The following is a 23,526-nucleotide window of genomic DNA, read 5'->3' as shown; positions in this document are numbered from 1 at the left end:
TCCCGGCTCCGGCTCGCCGCTGGTCGTCCGCGAGCTGCGCCGGCTGGGCGGGCGCTACGCGACGGCTGCCGCCGCGGCGACGGCGAGGCGGTCGGCGCGGTCGTTCAGCGCCTTGTGGGCGTGGTCGGCACCGGTCTCGTGACCGCGGACCCAGTGCCAGCGGACGCTCTCGTGGCGGGCGATCTCGGCCTCGAGCGCCTGCACGAGGTCCTGGTTCTTGACCGGGTCGCCGCTGGCCGTCTTCCAGCCCTTGCGCTTCCAGCCCGCGAGCCATCTCGTCATCGAGTTCAGCATCAGCTGCGAGTCGGTGACGATGCAGGCGCGGCTGCCGCCCGGCAATGAGCGCAGGCCTTCGAGCGCGGCCGTGTACTCCATCCGGTTGTTCGTCGTCGCACGATCGCCGCCCGAGTACTCCAGCGGCGCGCCGCCGTCGGCGGGCACGACGACCGCGGCCCAGCCACCCGGGCCCGGATTGCCCTTGCAGGCACCGTCGGTCCACACGAGCGCCTCCCCGAGCAGCTGCTCGACGGGGGTCTCGACGATTCTGGCGCGTCTGGCGCGGCGGCGGGGAGCTGGTGACATCGGCGCGGAAGGGTAGCCGGACCGGCGGCGGCAACGCCGCGCGGTCCGGCTCCCGTCCCCGTGCCGGTCCTCCTCAGCTCCAGGTGGAGCCGACGGTTGCGCCGTCCCAGCTGCCCGGCTGGGTCGAGGAGCCCTGCTCGCCGTCTCCGCCGTCTCGGTCCGGGGCGGGGGCGGGTCTGGCGGGAGCCGCTCTGTCCGGGGCGGCGGCTCTGCCCGTTCTGTCGCCCGGCGCCGGCGGTCTGCAGTCGCCGCCGCGCGGGCCGCCCGGCCCGAAGGAGCGCCGCTCGAATCTGCCCGCTCTGCCGGCCGCCGGCGGGGGCGGCGGCGTTCTCGCGACAAGGTCGGCGACATGCTCTCTGAGCCGCGTCAGGATCTCGTCGCGCGCTCTGGCGCCGAGCCAGCCGTCGTCGACCGCTCTGTCGAGCTGCGTCTTCGTCGCCGCGACGATCGCGTCCTCCAGGCCGTCGACCGTCTTGCCCTGCGCTCTGGCGACGTCGGCGAGCGATCTGCCGTCGGCGAGCTGGTCTCTGAGCGCTCTCTCGGTCAGGCCGAGGTAGTCGGCGACCGCTCTGCCGACCTCGCCGCCGCCTGGGCCGAAGCCGAGACCGAAGCCGGCGATGCCGGGTCCGCCGCCAGGGCCGCCGTGGTGGAACCCGAAGCGCGGCCCGCCGGGCCCGCCCGGCCCGAAGCCATCTCTGCCGGGACCAGCTCTGCCGGTGCCGTCACGCGTCGTCGTTCTGCTCTGCGTCGTGGTGGTGTCGCCGCTGGCCGCGTAGGCGACCCCACCGCCCGCGAGCGCGAGGACCGTCGCGGCGCCGGCGATCGTGCGACTGGTGAGACGTGGATTCACTGCGGACTCCTCCGTTGCTTGGAGTCCATGGCACCAACGCCACCTGAGAGACGACTAAGAACCGGCTCGGGGCGGGGCGCGGCTGTCAGCCGCGGCCGCCGAGCGCCAGCACCGGCGCCAGCTCGCTCAGCTGGACAAGCTGACCGTCGAGCGTCGTCGACAGCGGCTGGATCGCGACATGGTCCGCGCCCGCCTGATGGTGGGCGCGGATCTTCTGCGCGACCGTCTCGGCGTCGCCCCAGGCGATGAGCGCGTCGACCAGCCTGTCGCTGCCGCCGTCGGCGACGTCCTGCTCGTCGAAGCCGAGCTTCAGCAGGTTGCGCGTGTAGTTCGGCAGCGCGAGGTACGCGGCGAGGAACGCACGCCCGGCGGCGCGCGCCCGCTCCGGCTCCGGATCGACGACGACGGTCTGCTCCGGTGCCAGCAGCGGCTGCGGCCCGAGCAGCTCGCGCGCCTGCGCGGTGTGCTCCGGGGTCGTCAGGTAGGGATGCGCGCCGGCGCTGCGGTCGCGCGACAGCTCCAGCATCTTCGGCCGCAGCGCGGCCAGCACGCGCGGGACCGCCGGATCGGGGCGCGGCGCCGCGTAGGGCGCGGCGTCGAGCCCGTCGAGGTAGGCGCGCATCGCGCTCAGCGGTCTGCCGTAGTCGTGGCCGCGCACGTCGACGAGCGGCGCGTGGCTGACGCCGAGGCCGAGCAGGAAGCGCCCGGGATGGTCCTCGCCGAGCGCCTCCGCCGCGGCGTTGGCGGCGTACGCGTCACGCGCCCAGATGTTCGCGATCCCGGTCGCGACGACGATCGCCTCGGTCGCGGCCAGCAACTGCCCGGCGTGCACGAACGCCTCCTTGCCGACGGGCGTTTCGCCGAACCACAGCGCGCCGTAGCCGAGCCGCTCGATCTCGACGGCCGCGGCAGCACCGTCGCGCGCGGAGGCGATCGCGAGCGATCCCAGCCAGACGCCGGCGGCGCCGATCCGCTCACGCGTCGGCGCGGCGAGGCTCGTCGGGTCGACGGTCGAGGCCGTACCGGTCCATCTGGTGTTGTCGGAGTCGCTCATGCGACCCAGTGTAATTCGACTGTGGTCGAACTACATCAGCGCGCCGCGCGCGGGCGGCGCGGGGCGGCGGGGCGCGTCGGCGTGGTGCGGACGCGGTCGCCCACGGGGCTGGCGTCGCACGGGCGCTCGCCTGTCCAACTGGCGAGGCGAAGGTGCTGCTCCAGCTTCGGGGAGATCGCGGCCAGCAGGTGGTCGGCCTCCTCGGCGATCTCCTCGCTGGGGATCGTCGTCTGCGTGCGCAGGAAGCGCTCCACGACGGAGCGGCGGCGTCGCACCGCGGCGGCCTCATGGCGTCCGGTGGCGGTCAGCTGCCAGCCGCGCGCTGCGGCTCTCTCGATATAGCCGTCGCGCGAGAGACGACGGAGCATCTCGTGGACGGTCGGGGCCGACAGGTCCAGCGAACGAGCGACCGCGGCGGCGGCGACGCTGTGCCGATCGCCGCCAAGCGTGGCGATCGTCTCGAGGTAACGCGCCTCTGCGCGGCTGGGGGAGGTCATCGGCTCCGTCATGGGCTGAAAGGATAACGCAAGGCGCTAAAGATAGCCAGCCGCTAAAAAGACCGAGTCACGGGGTCGGAATTGGCGGCGACGTGCTCCTTCTGCGAGAGGGATGAACCGGCATGCGCCGATCCCCCCGCCGCACCGTCCCCCGGACCATCGGGGGAAACCCCATCCGGCTCCGGGAAGCCCCGCAACGGCGCGGGATACGGCGTGCCGAAGCGCCGCTACGCTGCGGCGATGAGCTACAGAGTCCTGCCGGCCGCGGAGGCGTTCTGGCGGCCCTCGAACATGATGGGCGTTGACAACACAGACCTCGCCAAGCAGCTCGGCTCGACCGTGTTCGGCGCGCGGCTGTGGCGCTTGAAGCCCGGCGAGGCGTCGACCTGGCACCGCCACGCGACGCAGCACGAACTGTACGTCGTGCTGGAGGGAACCGGCCGCGTGCGGATCGGCGAGGAGGAGCGCCTGACGCTGGCGCCGCTGTCGACGTTGCTGGTCGAGCCGCGCACCCTGCGCCAGCTCTTCAACGACACCGACGCGGACGCCCTCTGGCTCGTCGTCGGCGCCCCGCTGGAGGCGGCGAACACGCTGGAGATGACCCCCGAGACCCTCGCCGACCTCTACCCGGACGGCCCGAGAGCGCTGCCGCCGGAGGTGGGTGGCTGAAGCCTTTGCGCGGGCGCGACATGGCGGCCGCGGGTGGGAATCCGTTCCCGTCCGCGGCCGCCGGGCGCATCGCCTCTACTTCACGAGGAACGAGCTGCGGCTGGCCAGCTTGGTGCCGAACGCGCGGGTGCGCAGGATCAGCTTGCCGGTGCCGGTCGGCGCTCTCACGCGCATCGTGTAGACGCCGGTGCGGCGGTTCACGAGCGGCGTGGCGACCGGTCTCAGCTGCGCCGATCTTCTGCAGGCCGCCGCGCCGGCGCCGCCATAGGCGCGCAGGCGCTTCAGCCTGCCGAGGCGCGTCACGTCGACGCGGCCGCGGATCGTGAGCGTCGTGCCGCGCACGGTCACGTCGGTCAGCACGTTCGCGCGTCGCACCTTCACGACGCGCGAACGGGCTCCGCCGACGACCGCGCGGTAGCCGCCCGCCAGCCGCGCTCTCGCTGCGCGCGGCGCGGTGACGGCGGCGCTGAAGCGGCCGCTGGCGTCGGTGACAGCGCTGCCGGCTCTTTGGCCGGCGAGATCGACGATCGTGACCGTCGTGCCCGGCGCGTAGCGCGTCAGGCCTGCGACGCTCACACGTGCCCCGCGCAGCGTCACGTCGGTCAGCACGACATCGCCGCCGAAGCACTGACTCAGGGCCGTCCCGAACTGGCCGGGATCGGTGATCGGCAGGGCGCCGGCGCCGGCGCCGCCCGTTCCGCCACCGCCTCCGCCACCTGCGCCGCCGCCCGTGCCGCCGGTCCCGCCTCTGCCGCCCCCGTCGCCGCCACCGTCATCTCCTCTGGTCGGCGGTATCGCCGCAGCGCGCCTGACAGTCGCGATCGGCGTCGTCGCGCTGTTGCCCGCGGCATCGGTCTGCACGACGCGGATCGTGTAGTCGCCCGCCACGTCGGGCAGGTCGACGGTGCCGGTGTCACCCGTCGGGACGGGGATCGTCACGATCGCTCTGCCGCTGGCGTCGAGCACCTCGATCGTCGCGGTCGCCGCGTCCGGTGCGCGTCTGAACGTGACCGTCAGCGCGTCGGGCGCGCCGGTGACGACCGGCGCGGGGCCGGCGTCGGGCGGTGCGGTGTCGAGCGTGACGGTCGTCAGCGGGGTCACCGAGGCGATCCCGAATCTGTTCTCCTGCCGCACACGGACGCGGTAGTCGCCGTCGAGCGCGGGCAGCGTCACACCGGCGTCGTCGCCGCTGGGGACCTGCACCGTCGCGACGACGTCGCCGCTGGCGTCGAGCACCTCGATCGTCGCCTGCGTCGTCTCCGGGGCGCGCGTGAACGCGACGGTCCGGTCGCGGCTGCTGACGGGGCCGGTGACGGTGGGCGCCGGGCCGGGCACCGGGGCGCCGCGATCGAGCGTCACCGTCGTCGCGGGCGTTACCGCGCTGTTGCCGGTCGCGTCGGTCTGTCTGACCCGCACGCTGTAGCTGCCGTCGGTGTCCGGCAAACTGACCGTCGCGCTGCCGCCGGAGGCGACCGGGATGCTCAGGACGAGGATTCCGTTCGCGTCGAACACCTCGATCACGGCCGTCGCGGCGTCGCCGGCACGCGTGAACGTGACGTCGCGGTCGAGCGACGGATCGAGCCCTCTCACGGTCGGCGCCGGGCCGGGATCCGGAGCCGCGCGGTCGAGCACGATCGCAGTCGGCGGCGTCGTCGCCGCGTTGCCGCTCGCGTCGGTCTGCACGACGACGACGGTGTAGTCGCCGTCGAGGTCGGGCAGCGTGATTCTGCCGTCGCCGAGCCCGACCGCAACCGCCGCGTCGACGACGACTCTGCCGTCTCTGTCGAGGACCTCGATCGTCGCGACCAAGGTGGTCAGGTCGCGGTCGAATCTGACGTCGCGGTCGCGGCTGTTGCCGGGGCCGGTGACGGTCGGGGCGCCGCCGGCGGTGGGCGCGGTCGCGTCGAGCGTGACCGGGTCGCTGACCACGATCGCGGCGTTGCCGGCCGCGTCGAGCAGCGTCAGCCGCACTCGGTAGTCGCCGTCGGCCGTGCCGAGCTGGACGACCGCGGTGCCGCCGATCGCGGCGACCGGCGCGCCGACGTCTCTGCCGCCGGCGTCGATCACCTGGGCGGTCGCGGACATCGCGTCGCCGGGCATCACGAAGCTGCCCGTGCGCCGCCTGTCGGAGGAGACGGCCGGCGTGACTCTGAGGTCGACGAGGGCGGTGCTCGGCGCGATGCGATCGAGCGCCGCGGGGACCGTCGCGCTCGTCGATCTGACGCCGCTGGCGTTCTCGCGCACGACACGCACGCCGTAGGTGCCATCGGCGTCCGGCAGCACGATCGCGACGGAGCCGTCGGCGTCCGCGTCGTCGATCGTGTCGATCACGCTGCCGTCTCTGTCGAGCACCTCGACGCTTGCGGAGGTCACGTCACCGGGGTAGCCGAACGTCGCCGTGCGGTTGCGGCTGTTGCCGGAGCCGGTCACCAACGGCGGTGAATTCGTCGGCGACGTGGGGGCGAGGAAGGTCGCGTCCGTCGTCTGGGCCGTGCCGTCCGCGTTGGTCGCGGTGACGCGGTAGTGATAGGTCGCGCCGGGCGTGAGACCGCCGAGCCCGACGGAGAACGGCTGCGCGCCACTGCCGCTGACGACGACCGGCGAACTGGTCGTGCCGTAGGCGGCGGTGAGGCCGTAGTCGACGGTCACCGACGTGCTCTGGCCAACGGGATCGACGAAGCCGTCGATGCTCGGGCCGCTGCTCTGGAAGGAGGCGGCGAGGCCGGTCGGCGGCTCGAGGTCGGTCAGTCTGAGGACGACGTCGTCGAGGTCGACCGTGCCGCTGGTGACGGCCGAGACCGACGTCGTGAGCGCGGTGTCGAGCTGCACTCTGTACGTGCGCCCGGCGACGACGGCGCTTGGCGGCACCGTCACCTGGACGGGCCCGAAGCTGGACGACGCGGTCGTGATCGGGACGCTCGCGACGAGCGTCGATCTGGTGCCGTCGGCGACGTCGACGATGCGCATGTCGAGTCTGGCCGAGCCGATCGCCAGGAGGCTCGCGATCTGCGGTCGCACGTTGACCGACAGCGTCGCCGCATCGGTCCCCGTGGGGGCGACGAAGCTGGGCGAGGACCACGCGATCGTCGTCGTGGAGAGCACGCCGAGCAACGTGGCGAAGCTGTTGCGCAGGTAGCCGTCTCTGGCGCCGCCGGTGCCGTTGGCGGCCTGGTGGCTGGGCGTCGCCGACGGGCAGGTGACGCCCGGTATGCAGACGAGGCCGTTGTAGTCGACGGCGCTGCTCCAGCCGCCGTCGGTGGTGCTGAACGTGCGCGCTTCAGCCGGCGACGGCTGAACCGTCACCTGCGCGGCGGGGGCCGCGCTGGCGTAGATGGCGATCAGCGCAAGCGCGAGCAGCGCGACGCGGACCGCATGCCTCCCGGACATCGGTTCTCCTCGAAGTGGTGGTACCCCTGTCGAGCGCGGCTCCGTGCACACGCTCCGAACCCAACATCGACCGGATTCCCACCTGCATGAACCGAAAACAAGTTCCTGTGCGCCAGTTTTACTAATCAATGAAACCCTGGAAGACCAACCATGCCGAAAGCTCGTTAAACCTCCCGCTGCGCCTCGGACGTGATGACGGAAAACGGACGAATGGTCGGGCGGGGCCGCGCGACGGCGCGGCGCTAGGTTTGAACGGTGCCGAAACAACACCTCGACCGCCGCCTCGTGCTGCTGCTGGCGTTCGCGACCGGCACGACGGTCGCGAACCTCTACTACGCGCAGCCGCTGCTGGACGTGATCGCCGACAAGCTCGGCACCAGCGTCGGCCTTGCCGGGCTGATCGTCACGTTCTCGCAGGTCGGCTACGCCGCCGGACTGCTGCTGCTGGTCCCGCTCGGCGACCTCGTCGAGCGGCGCACGCTGATCGTGCGGATGCTGCTGATCTGCGCCGCCGCGCTCGCCGCGGCAGCGCTGGCACCGGGGATCGGCCCGCTGCTGCTGGCGATAACGGTCGTCGGCGTGACCTCCGTCGTGACGCAGATCTTCGTGCCGTTCGCCGGCGACCTCGCCGCCGACGAGGAGCGCGGCAAGGTCGTCGGCACCGTCATGAGCGGCCTGCTGATCGGCATCCTGCTCGCCCGCACCGTCAGCGGCTTCGTCGCCGAACTGGCTGGCTGGCGCTCGATCTACGCGCTCGCCGCGGTCCTGATGGTCGTGCTGGCGGGAGCGCTGTGGCGGGCGCTGCCCGTGCTCGGCCCACGCGCCGACACGCCCTACAGGGAGCTGCTGCGCTCGCTCGTCACGCTCGTGCGCGAGGAGCCGGCGCTGCGGCTGCGGATGGGCTACGGCGCGCTCGGGATGCTGACGTTCACGCTGCTGTGGACCTCGTTGACGTTCCTGCTGAGCGGCGATCCCTACAACTACTCGGAGGGGACGATCGGCCTGTTCGGGCTCGCGGGCCTGGTGGGAGCGCTGACCGCCCAGGGCGCCGGCCGGCTCGCCGACCGCGGCCTCGCGCGCGCGGCGACCGCCTGCTTCTGGCTCGCGATCTGCGCGGGATGGATCCTCTTGGACCTCGGCGGCAGCTCGGTCGTGCCGCTGATCGCCGGCCTGCTCGTGCTCGACCTCGGCGTCCAGGGCCAGCACATCACCAACCAGTCGGTCATCTATGCGCTGCGCCCGGAGGCGCGCAGCCGCCTGACGACGGCGTACATGACCGGCAACTTCATCGCCGCCGCGCTCGGCTCCGGCCTCGCGTCCGCGCTGTGGGACTTCGGCGGCTGGGACGCCGTCAGCGCGGTCGGCGTCGCAACGACCGTGATCGCGCTCGGCCTGTGGCTGCTGGAGCGGCGCCTGAGCGCCCGGCGCAGCGCGGTGGTCGCCGCGGAGGGGTGAGGGGACGCAGCAGCGCACGTTCGCTGCTGCTGCACGACAGCAATCCTTCGGTCCTCGGTCGGAACGAGGCGCTGGCCGCCCGCTTCAGCGCGGCGCGCCGAAGGTCATGCGGGCCTGCGGCAGGACGATCGCCCGGTGTCGGCCGGCGAGCAGCCAGGATGGGAGCGACGGGCCGTCGCTGCGGATCGCGACGGTCGCGAGCTGCCCGCGGCCGGCGACTGCGATCGGGATGTCCAGCTCGCGCCCGTCCGGCGTCAGCTGCACGTCGCGCAGGGGGAAGCGGACCGGCAGCCGCCGGCGGCGAGGGGAGACCGCGGCGTCGACCGACCACGCGAGCGAGCCGTGCGTGCCCTTGCCGTGGACCGAGAAGGCGGTCCGGCCGAGCTGGTCGGGCGTGGCGGTCCATTCGAACGCCGCGAGCGTCTTCGGCAGCGCCCAGTTCGCGCGGCCGCCGTGGATCGAGGCGAGCGAGTCGACCGCGATGAACGGCACGACGGCGGCCGGCAGCGGGGCGCGCGCCAGCAGCAGCGGCGACGCCAGCACCTCGCTGTAGGCGCCGACGGGCGTGTCGAGGTAGCGGATGAACGCGCCGATCGTCAGCGGCACCGTCCGCTCCCCGCGCAAACGCGGCGGCAGCTGGTCCAGCGCGGCCGTCCCGGCTGGGTGAAACCACATCACGGCCTGCACCCGCGTCTGCCATGGCGCCGCCGCCGAGCGATCCGGCAGCCGCGCGGCGAGCGCATCGCTCAGCGCGCACTCCGGCACGCCGTCCACGCGTTGCAGCGGATGGGTCGTCGGCGGGCTGCTCGGGGCTGCGGCCATGATGCAGTGTCGCACGAGCGGGAGACGCGGCGGGGCGGTTGGGGCGCGCGGCGGACGGAGCCGGGTCCGCTCGCGCCGTCGCCACGCGCGCACGTCCCACCTCGCCGCTAGGGTCCCGCGCATGTCGGAGTCCGACGCCAGCACGCCCCCCGCACCGCCGCCGGGCCGCTTCATCGTGATCGAGGGGCTCGACGGGGCTGGGACGACGACGCAGGCGGAGCTGCTCGCCGCGGCGCTGCGCGAACGGCGCGCGGTCGCGGTGGAGCTGACGCGGGAGCCGACCAACGGGCCGCTGGGAGCGGTCCTGCGGCAGGCGATCGAGGGGCGGCTGCGGCTCGACCCGGTCGCGCTCGCGCTCGCCTTCGCGGCCGACCGCGCGGACCATCTCTTCAACCCGGTCAACGGCGTCGCCGCGGCGTTGGCGACCGGTGGCTGGGTCGTCAGCGATCGCTACGTGCTGTCCTCGCTCGCCTACAACGGCGGCGACGGCGAGATCTCGCGCGAGTGGGTCGCGCAGCTGAACCGCCACGCGCTCGCGCCGGATCTGACGATCTTCCTCGACGTCGACCCGGAGACCTGCCTGCAGCGGATCGGCGCGCGCAGCTCCGCCGACGAGCTGTTCCACTCGCGTGCGCAGCTCGCCGCGGTCGACCGCGGCTACCGCGAGACGATCGCCGCGGGCCTCGTCGAAGGACCGCTCGCGCGGGTCGACGGCAGCGGCGCGATCGACCAGGTCGCGGACGCGATCTGGGCCGCGATCGAGCAGTCACCGGCTCGCTAGGCGCGCAAGTACACTCGCGCGGATGAGCGTCCAGACCAGCACCGGGACGGCGGCCGCGGCCGGCGCGACCGCGCCGTCGAGACCCAGACGCGCGCCCCGCGGTCCCAACGATCCCGGCCGGCGCGACCGGATCGCTGCGGCCGCGCTGAGAGTCGCGCTGGAGCAGGGCGTCGGCTCGGTCTCGCACCGCAACGTCGCGGCGGCCGCGGGCGTTCCGCTCGGCTCGACGACGTACCACTTCAGAGGTCTCGACGACCTGCTCGGCGCCGCGATGGAGTTGTGCGCCGCGTCGTACGCGGAGCTGCTCGTCGTCTGGTCGGAGAGCGTGCCGCAGGGCGCCGACATCGCGGACGCGCTCTGCGACCTGCTCGTCGCTCGGCTCGACGGCGATCGCGAGCGTGTCGTGGCGGAGTACGAACTGCAGCTCGTCGCGCTGCGCCGGCCCGACCTGCAGTCGGTCAGCCGCGCCTGGTCGGAGCTGCTGACGCTGGTGCTGGCGCAGCACGTCGACCAGGTCACCGCGCGCGAGCTGACGACCGTCGCCGACGGCGTGATGGTCAACGCCCTCGCAGGCGGATCGACCCCGCGCCGCCCCGACCTCTACGAACTGCTCAGCCGCCTGACCCGCTGAGCCGCTCCGCGAACAGCACCGCGGCGACCGCGGTCGCGAGGTTCAGGCTCGACACACCCGCGCGCATCGGGATCCGCAGGCGCTGGTCGGCGCGTGCGCGCAGCGCGTCGCTGAGGCCATGCCGCTCGCTGCCGAACGCCAGCACCGCGCCGGGCGGCAGCGCGCCGGCGCGCAGCGGCTCGCCGTCAGGGTCGAGCGCGATCAACGGCCGCGGGCCAGGATCGAACACGCCGTCGCCGGCATGGCCGACCGGAAGTGCGAAGTGCAGCCCGGCTGAGCCGCGCAGCGCGGCGGGATCCCACGGGTCGCGCTCGCCGGTCGTCACGACCGCTGCCGCATCGGCTCCGGCCGCCACGCGCACGACGGCGCCGACGTTCCCGAGGTGTCGCGGATCTTCGAGCAGGACGACGGGACGGCGCGCGGCGTCGACGCGGTCCGCCGCGGCACGATCCAACACCTGCTCCAACGAGAACTCCGGCCGCCGGGCGATCGCGACGACGCCGGTGTGCGGCGGCTGCGTGAAGCCGAGTGCGCGAAGTTGCTTGCGCGAAACCGGCTGGACGAGTGAATTCAGCGACGCGGCGAGGTCCGGGGCCAGCGCAGCCGCAAGCGAGGCGAGCACGTCGGGATCGCTCGTCAGCGCAAGGTCGATCTCAGCCCCGAAGCGGAGCGCGTGCTTCAGCGCGTGGAAGCCTTCGAGCACGGCTCGCGACGGGTCGTCGCGAGCCGATGCGAAAGCTGCGGTGCTGCTCAGCGCTCGCGCGGGCCGCCGCGGCCGCGGCGCTCGCTGCGCTCACCGGCGCCGGCCGGCGCGACGTACGGCAGCAGCGCCAGCTCACGGGCGCGCTTGACCTGTCTGGCGAGCAGTGACTGGTCGCGGCGCGAGAGGCCGGTCATGCGACGGCCCTTGATCTTGCCGCGCTCCGTCAGGAACTGTCTGAGGCTCTCCGGGTTCTTGTAGTCGATCGCCGCAGCGACGTCCTTGTGGACGGAGCGGCGCTTGCGGGAGGCGTCCGCAGGCGGCTTGCGGCGGCGGCTCTTCTGTGGCGCGGGCATCCCCAGATGATCGCATGCGGCGTGAAAACCCGCACGTTGCGCGAGGATGGTGGCATGGATCCTGCCGACTACGCGACCCGCGACGGCCTCGAACTGGCCGCGCTCGTCGCATCCAGAGAGGTCACGCCGGCCGAGCTGCTCGCCGCCGCGCAGACCCGTTCGCGCGCCGTCAACCCAAGAATCAACGCGATCGTCCGCACGCTCGACGGGATCGCCGACGAGCGCGCCGCACAGCCGCTCGACGGCCCCTTCGCCGGCGTCCCGTTCCTGCTGAAGGACCTCGGACAGGAGTACGCCGGCCTCGCCTCGGCCGGCGGCTGCCGCGCGCTCGCCTGGACGCCCGCCGCCCAGCACGCGACCGTCGTGCAGCGCTGGCTCGACGCCGGCCTGGTGATCTTCGGCAAGACCAACACGCCGGAGTTCGGTGCCAAGGGGGTGACGGAGGCGGAGCTGTACGGGCCCGCGCGCAACCCGTGGGACCTCGGCCGCACGCCCGGCGGCTCGTCCGGCGGCGCGGCGGCCGCGGTCGCAGCGGGGATCCTGCCGGTCGCCGGCGCCAGCGACGGCGGCGGCTCGATCCGCATCCCGGCCGCCTGCTGCGGCCTCTTCGGTCTCAAGGCCGGCCGCGGGCTGGTGCCGTCCGGCCCTGAGGCGAGCGAGCGGCTCGGCGGCGCCTCGACCGACGGCGTGATCTCGCGCAGCGTGCGCGACAGCGCGGCGATGCTCGACCTGCTCGCCGGCGCCGACCCGACGAGCGCCTACGCACCCGCGGCGCTGGAGCGGCCGCTGCTGGAGGAGGTCGGGCGGGAGCCCGGCAGACTGCGGATCGGCTTCGTCAGCAGCTCCGTCGTCAACCCGAGCCCGCATCCCGAGGCGATCGCCGCGGTCGCCGACGCGGCGCGGCTGCTGGAGCAGCTCGGGCACGAGGTCGAGCCGGTCGCAACCCCGTACGACGACGCCGCGCTCGCGCGCGACTTCCTCACGATCTGGTTCGTCAACGTCGCCTACATGGTGCGCGAGGTCAAGCGGCAGACCGGCAGCGGCGACGACGGCTTCGAGCAGGACACGCTGATCATGGCCGCGCTCGGGCGCAGAATCAGCGGCGTCGAGCACTGCGCGGCGATGGAGCGCCGGCACGAGCAGATCGCCGCGATGGCCCGCTTCCACGAGCGCTTCGACCTGCTGCTGACGCCGACGCTCGCGACCCCGCCGCCGAGAATCGGCCAGTTCGACCCCCCGCGCGCGCTGCGTCCGCTCGCGGCGGGGCTGTTGAAGACCGGCACGGCGAGCGTGCTGTCACGCGTCGGCGTGGTCGACAGAATGATCTCCGAGAACCTCGGCTGGGTCCCGTTCACGCAGCTTGCGAACCTGACCGGCCGCCCGGCGATGAGCGTCCCGCTGCACTGGACGGCGGCGAACCTCCCGCTCGGCGTTCAGTTCGTCGCCCCGCTCGGCGGCGAGGCGACGCTCGTGCGGCTCGCCGCCCAGCTGGAGCAGGCGCGGCCGTGGGCGCAGCGGCGGCCGCTGTTGTAGGCGGCTGCGGCGGTCGCGGTCGCGTGGTCCGGCGCGCCGCGACTCGCGCGCGCCCCCGCGCTCAGCGCCGTCTCCCTCTCGCTCTGCCGCTGCGCGGTCTTCTCGGCGTGTTGCCCTCGCGCTGCTGTCGCTCGTATCTCTCGTAGTCCGCCGCATCCATCAGCGTCAGCGTCCAGGTGACTCTCGCGGAGGTCGTCAGCTGGCTGCTGCCCTGCGGGATCGAGTCGCTGGAGCTGTCGGTGCCGGTGATTCTGACCGTGCCGCGTCCGCTCAGCAGCCGCTCGCGTGCCGCGGTCGCGGGCGGCTGCTTGAAGCTGCCGGGGACGTAGCGCGGCGGGGTGTTCAGCAGACACGACTGGTAGGTCGTCTGCCCGTTCTCCTTGTGGGTGCTGAACTCGAGTCTGCTGCCCTCGTGGATGAAGGAGACGCCGTAGGCGGGCAGGCGAGCGCCGCAGTCGCGCTCCGGCGGATCGTCGACGACGGCCTCGCCGCCGCATCTGCCGGGATTCGAACCGGAGCTGCTGAACGACGAGCGCTGGATCATGCTGCCGGCGTCGATCCCCATTCTGGTCTGCTCGAGCATCGACCAGGTGCCGTAGCGGAACGTCAGCGGGCTGTCGGGCGCGCCGATCACGTACATCTTCGTGGGCGCGCGCGAGCTGATCTGCCAGACCTCCTGGCCGTTGCCCTCCAGCCAGCGAACGTGGTAGCAATCGGTCAGCGTGACGGAGCGCGGCAGCTTCCAGGCGACCGTCTGTCTCGCCTCGAAGACCGCCATCCATCTGGCGCCCTTGACGCCTCTCGCGAGCGGCGGATCCGGCAGCGGCGGGCGTCTGGCGGCGGAGGCGATGCCGGTTGTGAGCAAGGTTGCGGCGAGGGCGAGCAGGACGAGCGTCTGCGGCATGGTCACGGCACGGGCGAGCAGCATTCTCATGCCCGCGAAGGTAGGTCGGCCAAGGCCTCGCGCACCTCTCCCGATCGGCCCGCCGGCCTCCGACGAAAGGCAGAAGCCGGCCTAGTGGTGGTGGCGCAGGACGCTCTTGAAGACGTCGCTGGCGACGGGCAGCAGCCGGGCCTGGTCGCCTCCGCTCTCGACGACGTAGACGAGCAGCTCGCGCAGGCCGCCGACGAGCATCAGCGCCGTCTCCAGCGTGACCGGCTCGACGCCGCCGCGCCGCATCTCGCCGGTGTCCACGAGCCGCATCACGAGCACCGCGAAGCTCTCCAGCACCGCGCGCTGGCGGGCGCTGCCGACCTCGCCGAGCGCCGGCAGTTCGCGCACGAAGCTGACGGTCAGCTGCGGCTCGGCGGCGATCGCGTCGAGGTAGGCGCCGAGCGCGCGGTCGACCTGCTCCTCCCACGGCGCGGACGGGTCGACGGTCGCGGCGACGTGCGCGATCAGCAGCTCGTGGAGCGCGTCGAAGAGCGCGAGGAAGCAGGCGTCGCGGTCCTCGAACTGCTCGTAGAAGGAGCGCCGCGACGTGCGGGCGTGCCGCACGACGTCGGTGATCGTCGTCGCGCGATAGCCGCGCTCGCGGATCGACGCGGCGAGACCCGCGATCAAGCGGTCGCGGTGGCTGGGCCCGTCGGGGAGTCTGGGGGCAGCGGTCATGTCGGCGCCGCCGTCAACCCGGCGTGGTCGGCGACCGACGCCGGCGCGCGCGCCTGAACTGCCCGAATCGCTCCCCGGCTCGCTCATCCGAGCCGCGAACGCTACTGGCTGGCCCAGACCTCCGAGGTGATCTCGTAGGAGCGCTTGCGCGCTTCGTGGTCGTAGATCGCGGCGACGACCATCAGCTCGTCGGCATCGGTCTGCTCGACGACCTGCGCGATCCCGTCGCGGACGGTCTCGGGACCACCGACGACGGAGTACGCGAGCATCCGTGACGCCTGCGCCTTTTCGGCCGGCGTCCAAAACGCCTCGATGTCGTCGATCGGCGGCTGGTACAGACCGGGCGTGCCGCGGAAGAGGTTCGCGAATGCCTGCTGCTGGCTGGTGAAGAGCCGCCGCGCCTCGGCGTCGGTGTCGGCCGCGACGACGTTGAGGCCGATCATCGCGCGCGGTCTGTCGAGCTGCGCCGACGGTCGGAACGTGTTGCGGTAGGTGTCGAGCGCGGGCATCAGGTCGTCGGGCGCGAAGTGCGAGGCGAACGCGTACGGGAGGCCCAGCAGCGCCGCCAGCTGCGCGCCGAACGTGCTCGAGCCGAGGATCCACAGCGGCACCTCGGTGCCGGTCCCGGGCACCGCCTGGACGCGCTGGCCGGGCTGCAGCGGACCGAGCAGCGCCTGCAGCTCCTGGACGTCCTGCGGGAACTCGGCGGCGCGCGCGGGATCGCGGCGCAGCGCGCGGACGGTCAGCTGGTCGGTGCCGGGGGCGCGGCCGAGGCCGAGGTCGATGCGGCCCGGGTACAGCTCCGCGAGCGTGCCGAACTGCTCGGCGATCACCAGCGGCGAGTGGTTGGGCAGCATGATCCCGCCGGAGCCGACGCGGATCCTCTCCGTGCCGCCGGCGATGTGCCCGATCACGACGGCGGTCGCGGCGCTCGCGATCCCGGCCATGTTGTGGTGCTCGGCGACCCAGTAGCGCAGGTAGCCCAGCTTTTCGGCGTGGCGCGCGAGGTCGAGGCTGTTGAGCAGTGCCTCGCGCGGCGTCGAGCCGGCTGTGACGGGGGCGAGGTCGAGTACGGAGAGCGGGGGCGTCATCGCTGCCTTGGTTCGATGGGGATCGAAGCTCAGCGTAGCCGACCGATGAGTTTCGCCGCGCTGGTGCGTCTTGGCTGCATTCGAAGTGAGAGGCCCGTGCCCGGAGCGAACGACAAGCGGACGACGATCGTGATGGTCGTCGAGGGAGGGATCGAGGTCGTCGTGGCGCGCGTGGACGCGTCCGGCCCCGACCTCGCGCTCGTCGACACGCTGATGCGGCTGCGGTTGGAGGCGCGCCGCCGCGGGTGGCGGCTGGAGCTGCGCGACGCGCCGGCGCAGCTGTTCGCGCTGTTACGCCTGGTCGGACTGGCCGACGCCATGGCGTTCGAGCTGCGGCGGCAGCCCGAACTCGGCGAACAGCTCGGTGAAGAGGAAGTGGTGCAGCGCGGAGATCCGCCCGCCTGACATCTCGACCACGACGATCGCCCACGGCTCGAAGTGGCCCTCGGGCGTCGGGTGGTAGATCCCGACGGCCGGTCCGCCGTTGGCCTGCGTGACGAGCAGTCTGGAGCCGCGGCAGTGGGCGCCGGGGCCGAGCATGAAGGGGCCGACCTGCTCGCGGTCGTGCAGCCACAGCGGCAGCGGCGGCATCGAGAAGGTCGCGTCCTCCTGCAGCAGCGCGACGAGCGAGCCGATGTCGTAGCGCTCGAACGCGTCGACGTAGCGGCTCAGCAGCTCCTGCTGCTCGGCGTCGATGTCCGCGGACGGGGCGGCCGCGGTCCCGTCGCGGTCGAGGTCGAGCGACTGCAGCGTCGTGCGCGCCCGCTGCAACGCGCTGTTGACCGACGCGACGGAGGTGTCGAGCAGCTCGGCGACCTCGGTCGCCTGCCAGCGCAGCACCTCGCGCAGGATCAGCACGGCGCGCTGTCTGGCCGGCAGGTGCTGCAGCGCGGCGACGAACGCGAGGCGCAGCGTCTCGCGCGCGTCGGCGACGTCGGCGGGGTCGGCCTCGACCGGGAGGATCCGCGCGTCCGCGATCGGCTGCACCCAGGCGGTCTCGGGCAGCGGCGCGCCGAGCGGGCCGTCGGCGGTCGACGAGGGGCCGAGGTCCATCGGCTGCGCGCGCCGCTGCGCGCTCTGCAGGATGTCGAAGCAGACGTTGCTCGCGATCCGGTACAGCCACGACTTCAGCGCCGCGCGCGCCTCGAGTCGGTCGGCGGCCTTCCAGGCGCGCACCATCGTCTCCTGCACCGCGTCCTCGGCCTCCGAGCCCGAGCCGAGCATCCGGTAGCAATAGCCGGTGAGGGCGCGGCGGTGAGACTCGAGCTCGCGCTCGATCGGGGCGCTTGCGTCAGGGCTGCTCAGCACAGGAGTGGATCGTACCCCGCCCGCCCGGACGCTGACACGTATCCGGCTAGCCGAGCTTGACCGCCACCTTCGCGCCGCCCGCAACCGCGCCCGCGGCGGTCAGTCTCGCCGACAGCGTCGCGCTCACCGGTCTGCTCAGCCTGGCGATCCGCGTCAGCGTTCTGCTCGCCGGCTTCAGCGTCACCGTGACGCCCTTCGCCTTCGTGCAGCGGCCGCCGGCGCGCGTCACGGCCGGGTCTTTGCCGCTCAATCCGAGCTGTCTGCCGATCGCTCTCGTCACGGTGAACGTCACCGTCGCGGTCGCGTCCTGGGAGCAGGCGAGTCTCACCTTCACGCCGGCTCTGAGCGCTCTCACCGTGAAGCGGGTGTTGCGCTTGAGCTTCAGCGCCGCGACGAGTTGGGGTCTGGGCGTGGGCGCCGGGCCGCCTCTGGGCGGGATCGGCGTCGGGCCGGGTGACGGTGGGACGACGGGCGGGGACGGGGTTGCGCTGTCTCCGGGCGGCGGCGTGCCGCCGTCGGTCGGCGGGGCCGTCCCGCCGCCTCCGAGCGGGCAGCCGTCGATCATGCCGGGCGCGGCCGCGGCCGGGCATCTGTCCTGATCGCCGAAGACGCCGTCGCCGTCGGGATCGGGCGGCGCGGAGGGCAGGCAGCCGTCGGCGCCGGTCCCTCTCACCGCCGGGCAGGCGTCCCTGATGTCGGCGACTCCGTCGGCATCGCTGTCCGGTCCCGCGAGCGTGCGGAACGACTGGCTGCCGGTCACCGGGCTGCCGCTCGTCGGCGCGAATCTCCACGTGATCGTCATCGGCGTGTCCCACTCGCCGTTGGGGAACGGGTTGCCGTTCTGGCCCGGCTTGTCCCACGCGAACGGGGCGTAGCCGCCATTCGGTCCTCTCGCGTCCGCGGCGGGAACGATCTGGATCAGGTCCTGCCCCGCCGCGACGGTGCCGTTGAAGCCGGCGGCTGGGCTGCTGCTGTCGATCACCGGCGTCGGCGACGGCGTGTCGGTGCGGTTGATCTGGAACGAGACCGTGCCGGGTCTGCCCGCGACGTAGAAGTTGGCGAAGAACTCGGTGCGATTGCGCAGGTCCAGCGGCGCCGACGGCGCGTCGTCCTTCCAGAACGGGATCGCCGACTGCTCGCGCGCGAAGTAGACGAACGGCTGGTCGCCGCTGCTGTTGAAGACGTTCGCGAAGACGCGGCTGAGGCCCGGGTTGGCGTACACGCCGGTCGCGTCGGTGAGCCAGCTGAAGAGATCCGGTCCACCGGCGCCGAGCAGCGTCGAGGTCGATCTGACCGGCACGAAGATCTCCAGCATCGCGCCGCTGGCGAGCGGACGGAAGCCGACGTTGAACGCGCCCTGGTGGTAGGCGGACGGACTTGCCTGCGCCGGGCAGATCTGCCCGCTGGAGCCGAACGCGCTCCACGTCTGCCCGGTCACCTCGACGAACGCGTCGGTGTTCGCGTTGCGTGGCAGGTAAAAGCAGCGGATCTGCCGCGAGCCGTCGATCTCCGTGTTGCGCGGCAGGATCAGATCGGTCGAGATCCCCGACGAGCCGACCCCGCACGGGTTGCCGGGCACCGCGACGAGCAGCGAGGTCCAGTACTGGTCGCCGACCTTGATCACGCCCTGGCGCCCGCCGTAGGAGCCGATCCCGCTGACCATGATCTCCGTCCCCGGGCTGCCGAGCACGATGCAGTTCTGCCCCGGCTGCTGGATCAGCGACCCCGAGAACCATCTCGACCCGACCCCGCCCACCGCGTTCTGCGGCACGATCGCGCCGGCCGGGGCGGCAACCACTGCGCCGCAGGCGCCGGCCAGCGCGACGACCGCCACCGCCGCACCGACCGCCCGCCGCACGCAACCCCGCCACAGCCCACGCCGCGACTCGCCACCATCTCCCCGCACGAAGTCCATCGGGCGATCGTCGCGCGGCGCCGCTGGACGCGCATCAGGGAAAGCACGGAACCGAGGGCATACGATCCCTCGATGGCGAAGACACGCAGGTTCGTGCAGGTCGACGTGTTCGGGACGGGGCCGCAGAGTGGCAATCCGGTTGCCGTGGTGCTCGACGCCGAGGGGCTCGACACGGCGCAGATGCAGCGCTTCGCGCACTGGACGAACCTGTCGGAGACGACGTTCGTGCTGCCGCCGACGACCGACGCCACCGCCGACTACCGCGTACGGATCTTCACGCCGGTGGCGGAGTTGCCGTTCGCCGGGCATCCGACGCTGGGGACGTGCCATGCGTGGCTGGAGGCGGCGACTGCCGCCGTCCGCGACGAGCGGATCGTCCAGGAGTGCGGCGCCGGCCTCGTCGAGATCCGGCGCACGCCCGACGGGCTCGCCTTCGCCGGGCCCCCGCTGCTCCGCTCCGGTCCGCTCGACGACGCGGCGCTGCTCTCCGACGTGGTCGCGGCGCTTGGGATCGAGCGCGGCGACGTGCTTGCGGCCGAATGGGTCGACAACGGCCCCGGCTGGATCGCGATCCTGCTCGGCTCGGCGCAGCAGGTGCTGGATCTGAAGCCGTCCTTCATCGACCTCGACGTCGGCGTCGTCGGCCCGCACGCGCCGGGCGCGCCCGCCGCGATCGAGGTCCGCGCCTTCTTCCCAAAGGACGGCAGCCTCGTCGAGGACCCGGTGACCGGCAGCCTCAACGCCTCGCTCGCCGACTGGCTGCTGCGCACCGATCGCCTCCAGGCCCCCTACGCCGCCCGCCAGGGCACCGCCCTCGGCCGCGCCGGCCGCGTCCACATCACCCAGGACGAGGCCGGGACCGTCTGGGTCGCGGGGCAGACGGTGTCGGTGGTCGAGGGGGTCGTGCGGCTCTGACGCGGCGCCCTACGCCCCCGCGAACGCGTTGACGCCCGTCAGCTCCGCCGACACGGCCCACAGTCTCGCCGCCGCGTCGGGGTCGATCGCGTGGGGGTCGACGCCCTCTATGCGGGCTGTGGGGGAGTCGGGGTCGGTGGGGGCGGCGATGTTGCAGTTCTCGCAGTAGACGCCGCCCATGCCGTCGAGCGTGGGGGAGGTCGCGGCCCAGGTCGCCGTGGAGGCGCCCTGCTCAGGGGTCTTGAAGCGCTCGTTGACGTTGCCCTCCTCGTCCACCCAGCCGGAGGCGATCATCTCCTCGCGCGGGAGGTGGCGCTGCAGCGGGGTCATGATGCCGCCCGGGTGCGCCGCGAAGGCGCGCACGCCGGCATCCTTGCCGAGCAGGTCGAGCTGAACGGCGAAGAGGCTGTCGGCGGTCTTCGACTGGCCGTAGGCCTGCCACTTGTCGTAGCCGGTCTCGAACTGGAGGTCGTCCCAGCGGATGCCCGACAGCTTGTGGCCGGTCGAGGAGAGCGCCACGACGCGCGCGCCGCGGCCGTCCGCCAGCGCCGGCCAGATGCGGTTCGCGAGCGCGAAGTGGCCGAGGTGGTTGGTCGCGAACTGCGCCTCCCAGCCCGGGCCGACGCGCGTCTCCGGGGACGCCATCACGGCGGCGTTGTCGATCAGGATGTCGACGCTGCGACCGGAGTCGAGCACCCGCTGCGCGAACGCTTGCACGCTGTCGAGGTCGCCGAGGTCCAGTTCGTCGACGTCGACGCGCGCGATCCCGGCGAGCTCCTCGCGCGCGTGCACCGGCCGGCGGGCCGGGACGATCACCTGCGCGCCGGCGCCGCTCAGCGCCTTCACCGTCTCGATGCCGAGCCCGGAGTAGCCGCCGGTGACGATCGCGAGTCTGCCGGCGAGGTCGATGCCGTCGACCACTTCCGCGGCCGTGCTGCGGTAGCCGAAGCCTGAGTCGAGCGGCTGCTGTGGAGTCGTCATGCCATCCAGGCTAGTGGCGTGTCACCGGTGCCGCGCAAAGCGACGGCACAGGACACGGGATGCACCCCCGCTCAGCCGGCGACCGCCGCCTCGCTTCTGCTGAGATCGCCGACGAGTCCGACGATCACCTGCTGGGAGCCGTCGATCGCGCTGATCACGCGCTGGATCTCGGCCGCGGCGGAGATCGCCTGCTGGACGTCTTGGCGGCTCGCGGCGACGCGGGCGGAGACGTCCTTGGTCGAGGCGGCGGTGCGGGTCGCCAACTCGCCGACCTCCTTCGCGACCACGTCGAAGCCGCGTCCGGCGTCGCCTGCCCGCGCGGCCTCGATCGTCGCGTTCAGCGCCAGCAGATTCGTCTGCCCGGCGACGTCGGCGATCAGGCCGACGACCGTCTCGATCTGTCTGTAGCCGGCCTCGAGCCGCTCCATCGTCTCGACCGTCTCGGCCGACGCGCCGACGGCGTCGCGGGTCGTCTTCTGCATGTCGTTGCCGACCTCGCTGAGCGAGTCGGCAGCGCTGCGCAGGCGGATCGCGTCCGCGTCGATGCGCTGCTGCGCCTCCTTCTCCGCGTGTATGTCGTTGAGGCCGCCGACGACGCGCAGCGGGGTGCCGTCGTCGGAGCGCAGGGTCTCCCCGGTCGCGCGGAACCAGCGGTAGGAGCCGTCCTTCAACATCACCTGGTAGTCGACGTCGTACGGCGTGCGGCCGCTTCTGTCGACGAGGTGCGCGGCAAACGCTTCCAGCACCGCGTCCTTCTGGTCCGGGTGCAGCCGCGACGCCCACGCGTCGAGCACGTTCGGGAAGTCGTTCTCGTCCGTGAAGCCGAGCATCGCCCGAAATTCCGGCGACCAGCGGAACGCGTTCGCGGGATTGACGGGGTCGCCGGCGACGACCTCCATGTCCCACAGCGCCATCCCGGACGCCGCCAGCACGAGGTCGAGGCGCATCTGCGCGTCGCGTGTGCGCTCGCGCGCCTCCTTCTCAGCGTGGATCGCGTGCAGGCCGCCGACGACACGCAGCGGGGTGCCGTCGTCGGAGCGCAGCGTCTCGCCCGTGGCGCGGAACCAGCGGTACGTGCCGTCCTTCAACGCGAGCAGGTACTCGATGTCGTAGGGCGTGCGGCCCGATCTGTCGACGAGGTGCGCGGCGAACGCGGCCAGCACGTCGTCCTTGTGGTCGGGGTGCAGCCGCGACGCCCAGGCGTCCAGCACGTCGGGGAAGTCGTTTTCGTCGCGGAAGCCGAGCATCGCCCGAAACTCCGGCGACCAACGGAACGCGTTGTCCGGGTTGACCGGATCGCCCGCGACCACGTCCATGTCCCACAGCGCCATGCCGGAGGCGGCCAACGTCAGGTCGAGGCGCATCTGCGCGTCGGCCATCCTGCCGTCGGCCTCCTTTCTCGCATGGATGTCGTTGAGCCCGCCGACCACGCGCAGGGGCGTGCCGTCGTCGGAGCGCAGCGTCTCCCCGGTCGCGCGGAACCAGCGGTACGAGCCGTCCTTCAACGCGAGCTGGTACTCGACGTCGTAGGGCGTGCGGCCCGATCTGTCGGTCAGATGAGCGGCGAACGCGGCCAGCACGTCGTCCTTGTGGTCGGGATGCAGCCGCGACGCCCAGGCGTCCAGCACGTCGGGGAAGTCGTTCTCGTCCGTGAAGCCGAGCATCGCCCGAAACTCCGGCGACCAGCGGAACGCGTTCGCGGGATTGACGGGGTCGCCGGCGACGACCTCCATGTCCCACAACGCCATGCCGGAGGCCGCCAGCATCAACTCCAGGCGCATCTGCGCGTCGGCCATCTGGCCGCCGGCCTCCTTCTCAGCCTGGATGTCGTGCAGGCCGCCGACGACGCGCAGCGGCGTGCCGTCGTCGGAGCGCAGCGTCTCGCCCGTGGCGCGGAACCAGCGGTACGAGCCGTCCTTGAGCGCAAGCTGGTACTCGACGTCGTAGGGCGTGCGGCCCGATCTGTCGGTCAGATGAGCGGCGAACGCGGCCAGCACGTCGTCCTTGTGATCCGGGTGCAGCCGCGAAGCCCACGCGTCGAGCACGTCAGGAAAGTCGCGCTCGTCCGTGAAGCCGAGCATCGCCCGAAACTCCGGCGACCAACGGAACGCGTTGTCCGGGTTGACCGGATCGCCCGCGACGACCTCCATGTCCCACAACGCCATCCCGGACGCCGCCAGCACGAGCTCGAGGCGCATCTGCGCATCGACGCTCGCCGCATCGGGCTTCACCTGCGTTGTCTCGCCGACCTGCTCGTGGCGTCTCGCGCGACCCAGCATCACATCCTCGTCCACTCGTCTCGTGCAGAGCCTCCTAGGCATCGGTGATCGGCACCCACATGACGCACTTGACGAGGCGGCGACGCCGCACTGACGTGCTTGGCACAT

The 23,526-nt window shown here is 72.7% G+C and carries 22 protein-coding genes; 7 read left to right on the top strand and 15 right to left on the bottom strand.

Annotation, left to right across the window (positions count from 1 at the left end; translation table 11 throughout):
• Window positions 1-54: 54 nt before the first annotated feature.
• The 4 genes from Q7L65_RS10705 to Q7L65_RS10690 form a co-directional block, all read right to left on the bottom strand.
• On the bottom strand, window positions 55-582 hold the full coding sequence (locus Q7L65_RS10705; protein WP_304721038.1) for a ribonuclease H: 528 nt from the start codon (window positions 580-582) through the stop codon (window positions 55-57).
• A 73-nt stretch (window positions 583-655) separates the two neighbouring features.
• Window positions 656-1,432 (bottom strand): hypothetical protein, encoded by a 777-nt coding sequence (locus tag Q7L65_RS10700; protein WP_304721037.1) that lies wholly within the window; start codon window positions 1,430-1,432, stop codon window positions 656-658.
• 85 nt (window positions 1,433-1,517) lie between these two features.
• Window positions 1,518-2,486, bottom strand: a complete 969-nt coding sequence (locus Q7L65_RS10695; protein ID WP_304721035.1) for an LLM class F420-dependent oxidoreductase — start codon at window positions 2,484-2,486, stop codon at window positions 1,518-1,520.
• 35 nt (window positions 2,487-2,521) lie between these two features.
• Window positions 2,522-2,995 carry a metal-dependent transcriptional regulator gene (locus Q7L65_RS10690; RefSeq protein WP_304721034.1) on the bottom strand — a complete coding sequence of 158 codons (474 nt, stop codon included), beginning with the start codon at window positions 2,993-2,995 and terminating at the stop codon, window positions 2,522-2,524.
• A gap of 228 nt (window positions 2,996-3,223) precedes the next feature.
• On the opposite strand from Q7L65_RS10690, the gene Q7L65_RS10685 reads away from it, so the two are divergent.
• Window positions 3,224-3,652, top strand: coding sequence for a cupin domain-containing protein (locus Q7L65_RS10685; RefSeq protein WP_304721032.1), 429 nt, complete (start codon window positions 3,224-3,226; stop codon window positions 3,650-3,652).
• A 75-nt stretch (window positions 3,653-3,727) separates the two neighbouring features.
• Here the strand turns inward: Q7L65_RS10685 and Q7L65_RS10680 are convergent, their stop codons facing one another.
• Complete coding sequence (locus tag Q7L65_RS10680; protein ID WP_304721030.1) at window positions 3,728-7,039, bottom strand: Ig-like domain repeat protein; 3,312 nt, start codon at window positions 7,037-7,039, stop codon at window positions 3,728-3,730.
• Window positions 7,040-7,294: 255 nt separating this feature from the next.
• On the opposite strand from Q7L65_RS10680, the gene Q7L65_RS10675 reads away from it, so the two are divergent.
• Window positions 7,295-8,494, top strand: coding sequence for an MFS transporter (locus Q7L65_RS10675; protein ID WP_304721029.1), 1,200 nt, complete (start codon window positions 7,295-7,297; stop codon window positions 8,492-8,494).
• Window positions 8,495-8,578: 84 nt separating this feature from the next.
• Here the strand turns inward: Q7L65_RS10675 and Q7L65_RS10670 are convergent, their stop codons facing one another.
• On the bottom strand, window positions 8,579-9,316 hold the full coding sequence (locus Q7L65_RS10670) for an acetoacetate decarboxylase family protein (protein ID WP_304721027.1): 738 nt from the start codon (window positions 9,314-9,316) through the stop codon (window positions 8,579-8,581).
• A 121-nt stretch (window positions 9,317-9,437) separates the two neighbouring features.
• On the opposite strand from Q7L65_RS10670, the gene tmk reads away from it, so the two are divergent.
• The gene (tmk, locus tag Q7L65_RS10665; RefSeq protein WP_304721025.1) at window positions 9,438-10,097 is read left to right on the top strand and encodes a dTMP kinase; all 660 of its coding nucleotides are present in this window, start codon (window positions 9,438-9,440) and stop codon (window positions 10,095-10,097) included.
• Window positions 10,098-10,119: 22 nt separating this feature from the next.
• Window positions 10,120-10,728: a TetR/AcrR family transcriptional regulator gene (locus Q7L65_RS10660; RefSeq protein ID WP_304721023.1), complete on the top strand. Its 609-nt coding sequence runs from the start codon at window positions 10,120-10,122 to the stop codon at window positions 10,726-10,728.
• Here Q7L65_RS10660 and Q7L65_RS10655 read toward each other — a convergent pair.
• Together Q7L65_RS10655 and rpsR are read right to left on the bottom strand one after the other, a co-directional pair.
• Complete coding sequence (locus Q7L65_RS10655; RefSeq protein ID WP_304721021.1) at window positions 10,709-11,431, bottom strand: RNA methyltransferase; 723 nt, start codon at window positions 11,429-11,431, stop codon at window positions 10,709-10,711. The two genes, Q7L65_RS10660 and Q7L65_RS10655, sit on opposite strands and share 20 nt — an antisense overlap.
• Before the next feature lie 47 nt (window positions 11,432-11,478).
• Window positions 11,479-11,784, bottom strand: coding sequence for a 30S ribosomal protein S18 (rpsR, locus tag Q7L65_RS10650; protein ID WP_304721019.1), 306 nt, complete (start codon window positions 11,782-11,784; stop codon window positions 11,479-11,481).
• 54 nt (window positions 11,785-11,838) lie between these two features.
• Here rpsR and Q7L65_RS10645 point away from each other — a divergent pair, with 54 nt between their 5' ends.
• Window positions 11,839-13,317 (top strand): amidase, encoded by a 1,479-nt coding sequence (locus tag Q7L65_RS10645; protein WP_304721016.1) that lies wholly within the window; start codon window positions 11,839-11,841, stop codon window positions 13,315-13,317.
• A 61-nt stretch (window positions 13,318-13,378) separates the two neighbouring features.
• On the opposite strand, the gene Q7L65_RS10640 is transcribed toward Q7L65_RS10645, so the two are convergent.
• From Q7L65_RS10640 to Q7L65_RS10630, 3 genes are all read right to left on the bottom strand, one after another.
• Window positions 13,379-14,251, bottom strand: a complete 873-nt coding sequence (locus Q7L65_RS10640; RefSeq protein WP_304721015.1) for a hypothetical protein — start codon at window positions 14,249-14,251, stop codon at window positions 13,379-13,381.
• A gap of 81 nt (window positions 14,252-14,332) precedes the next feature.
• A complete protein-coding gene (locus Q7L65_RS10635; RefSeq protein WP_304721013.1) occupies window positions 14,333-14,929 on the bottom strand; it encodes a TetR/AcrR family transcriptional regulator in 597 nt (198 codons plus the stop codon).
• A 101-nt stretch (window positions 14,930-15,030) separates the two neighbouring features.
• On the bottom strand, window positions 15,031-16,020 hold the full coding sequence (locus Q7L65_RS10630) for an LLM class flavin-dependent oxidoreductase (protein ID WP_304721012.1): 990 nt from the start codon (window positions 16,018-16,020) through the stop codon (window positions 15,031-15,033).
• Window positions 16,021-16,065: 45 nt separating this feature from the next.
• Between Q7L65_RS10630 and Q7L65_RS10625 the strand changes: the two genes are divergently transcribed.
• The gene (locus Q7L65_RS10625; RefSeq protein WP_304721010.1) at window positions 16,066-16,425 is read left to right on the top strand and encodes an STAS domain-containing protein; all 360 of its coding nucleotides are present in this window, start codon (window positions 16,066-16,068) and stop codon (window positions 16,423-16,425) included.
• Here Q7L65_RS10625 and Q7L65_RS10620 read toward each other — a convergent pair.
• Both Q7L65_RS10620 and Q7L65_RS10615 read right to left on the bottom strand, forming a co-directional pair.
• Complete coding sequence (locus Q7L65_RS10620) at window positions 16,312-17,328, bottom strand: sigma-70 family RNA polymerase sigma factor (RefSeq protein WP_304721009.1); 1,017 nt, start codon at window positions 17,326-17,328, stop codon at window positions 16,312-16,314. The genes Q7L65_RS10625 and Q7L65_RS10620 overlap by 114 nt on opposite strands.
• A 46-nt stretch (window positions 17,329-17,374) precedes the next feature.
• Entirely contained in the window at window positions 17,375-19,243 is a 1,869-nt protein-coding gene (locus tag Q7L65_RS10615) for a hypothetical protein (protein ID WP_304721007.1), read from the bottom strand.
• A gap of 72 nt (window positions 19,244-19,315) precedes the next feature.
• Between Q7L65_RS10615 and Q7L65_RS10610 the strand changes: the two genes are divergently transcribed.
• The gene (locus Q7L65_RS10610) at window positions 19,316-20,158 is read left to right on the top strand and encodes a PhzF family phenazine biosynthesis protein (RefSeq protein ID WP_304721006.1); all 843 of its coding nucleotides are present in this window, start codon (window positions 19,316-19,318) and stop codon (window positions 20,156-20,158) included.
• 9 nt (window positions 20,159-20,167) lie between these two features.
• On the opposite strand, the gene Q7L65_RS10605 is transcribed toward Q7L65_RS10610, so the two are convergent.
• On the bottom strand, window positions 20,168-21,139 hold the full coding sequence (locus Q7L65_RS10605; RefSeq protein WP_304721004.1) for an SDR family NAD(P)-dependent oxidoreductase: 972 nt from the start codon (window positions 21,137-21,139) through the stop codon (window positions 20,168-20,170).
• A 71-nt stretch (window positions 21,140-21,210) separates the two neighbouring features.
• The gene (locus Q7L65_RS10600) at window positions 21,211-23,418 is read right to left on the bottom strand and encodes a PAS domain-containing methyl-accepting chemotaxis protein (RefSeq protein ID WP_304721003.1); all 2,208 of its coding nucleotides are present in this window, start codon (window positions 23,416-23,418) and stop codon (window positions 21,211-21,213) included.
• Between the last annotated feature and the right edge of the window lie 108 nt (window positions 23,419-23,526).

This window comes from Conexibacter sp. CPCC 206217 (assembly GCF_030646165.1).
Taxonomy (GTDB): domain Bacteria; phylum Actinomycetota; class Thermoleophilia; order Solirubrobacterales; family Solirubrobacteraceae; genus Conexibacter.
The sequence above is the reverse complement of the archived record's forward strand: the minus strand, read 5'-3'. Positions and strand labels throughout refer to the sequence as shown.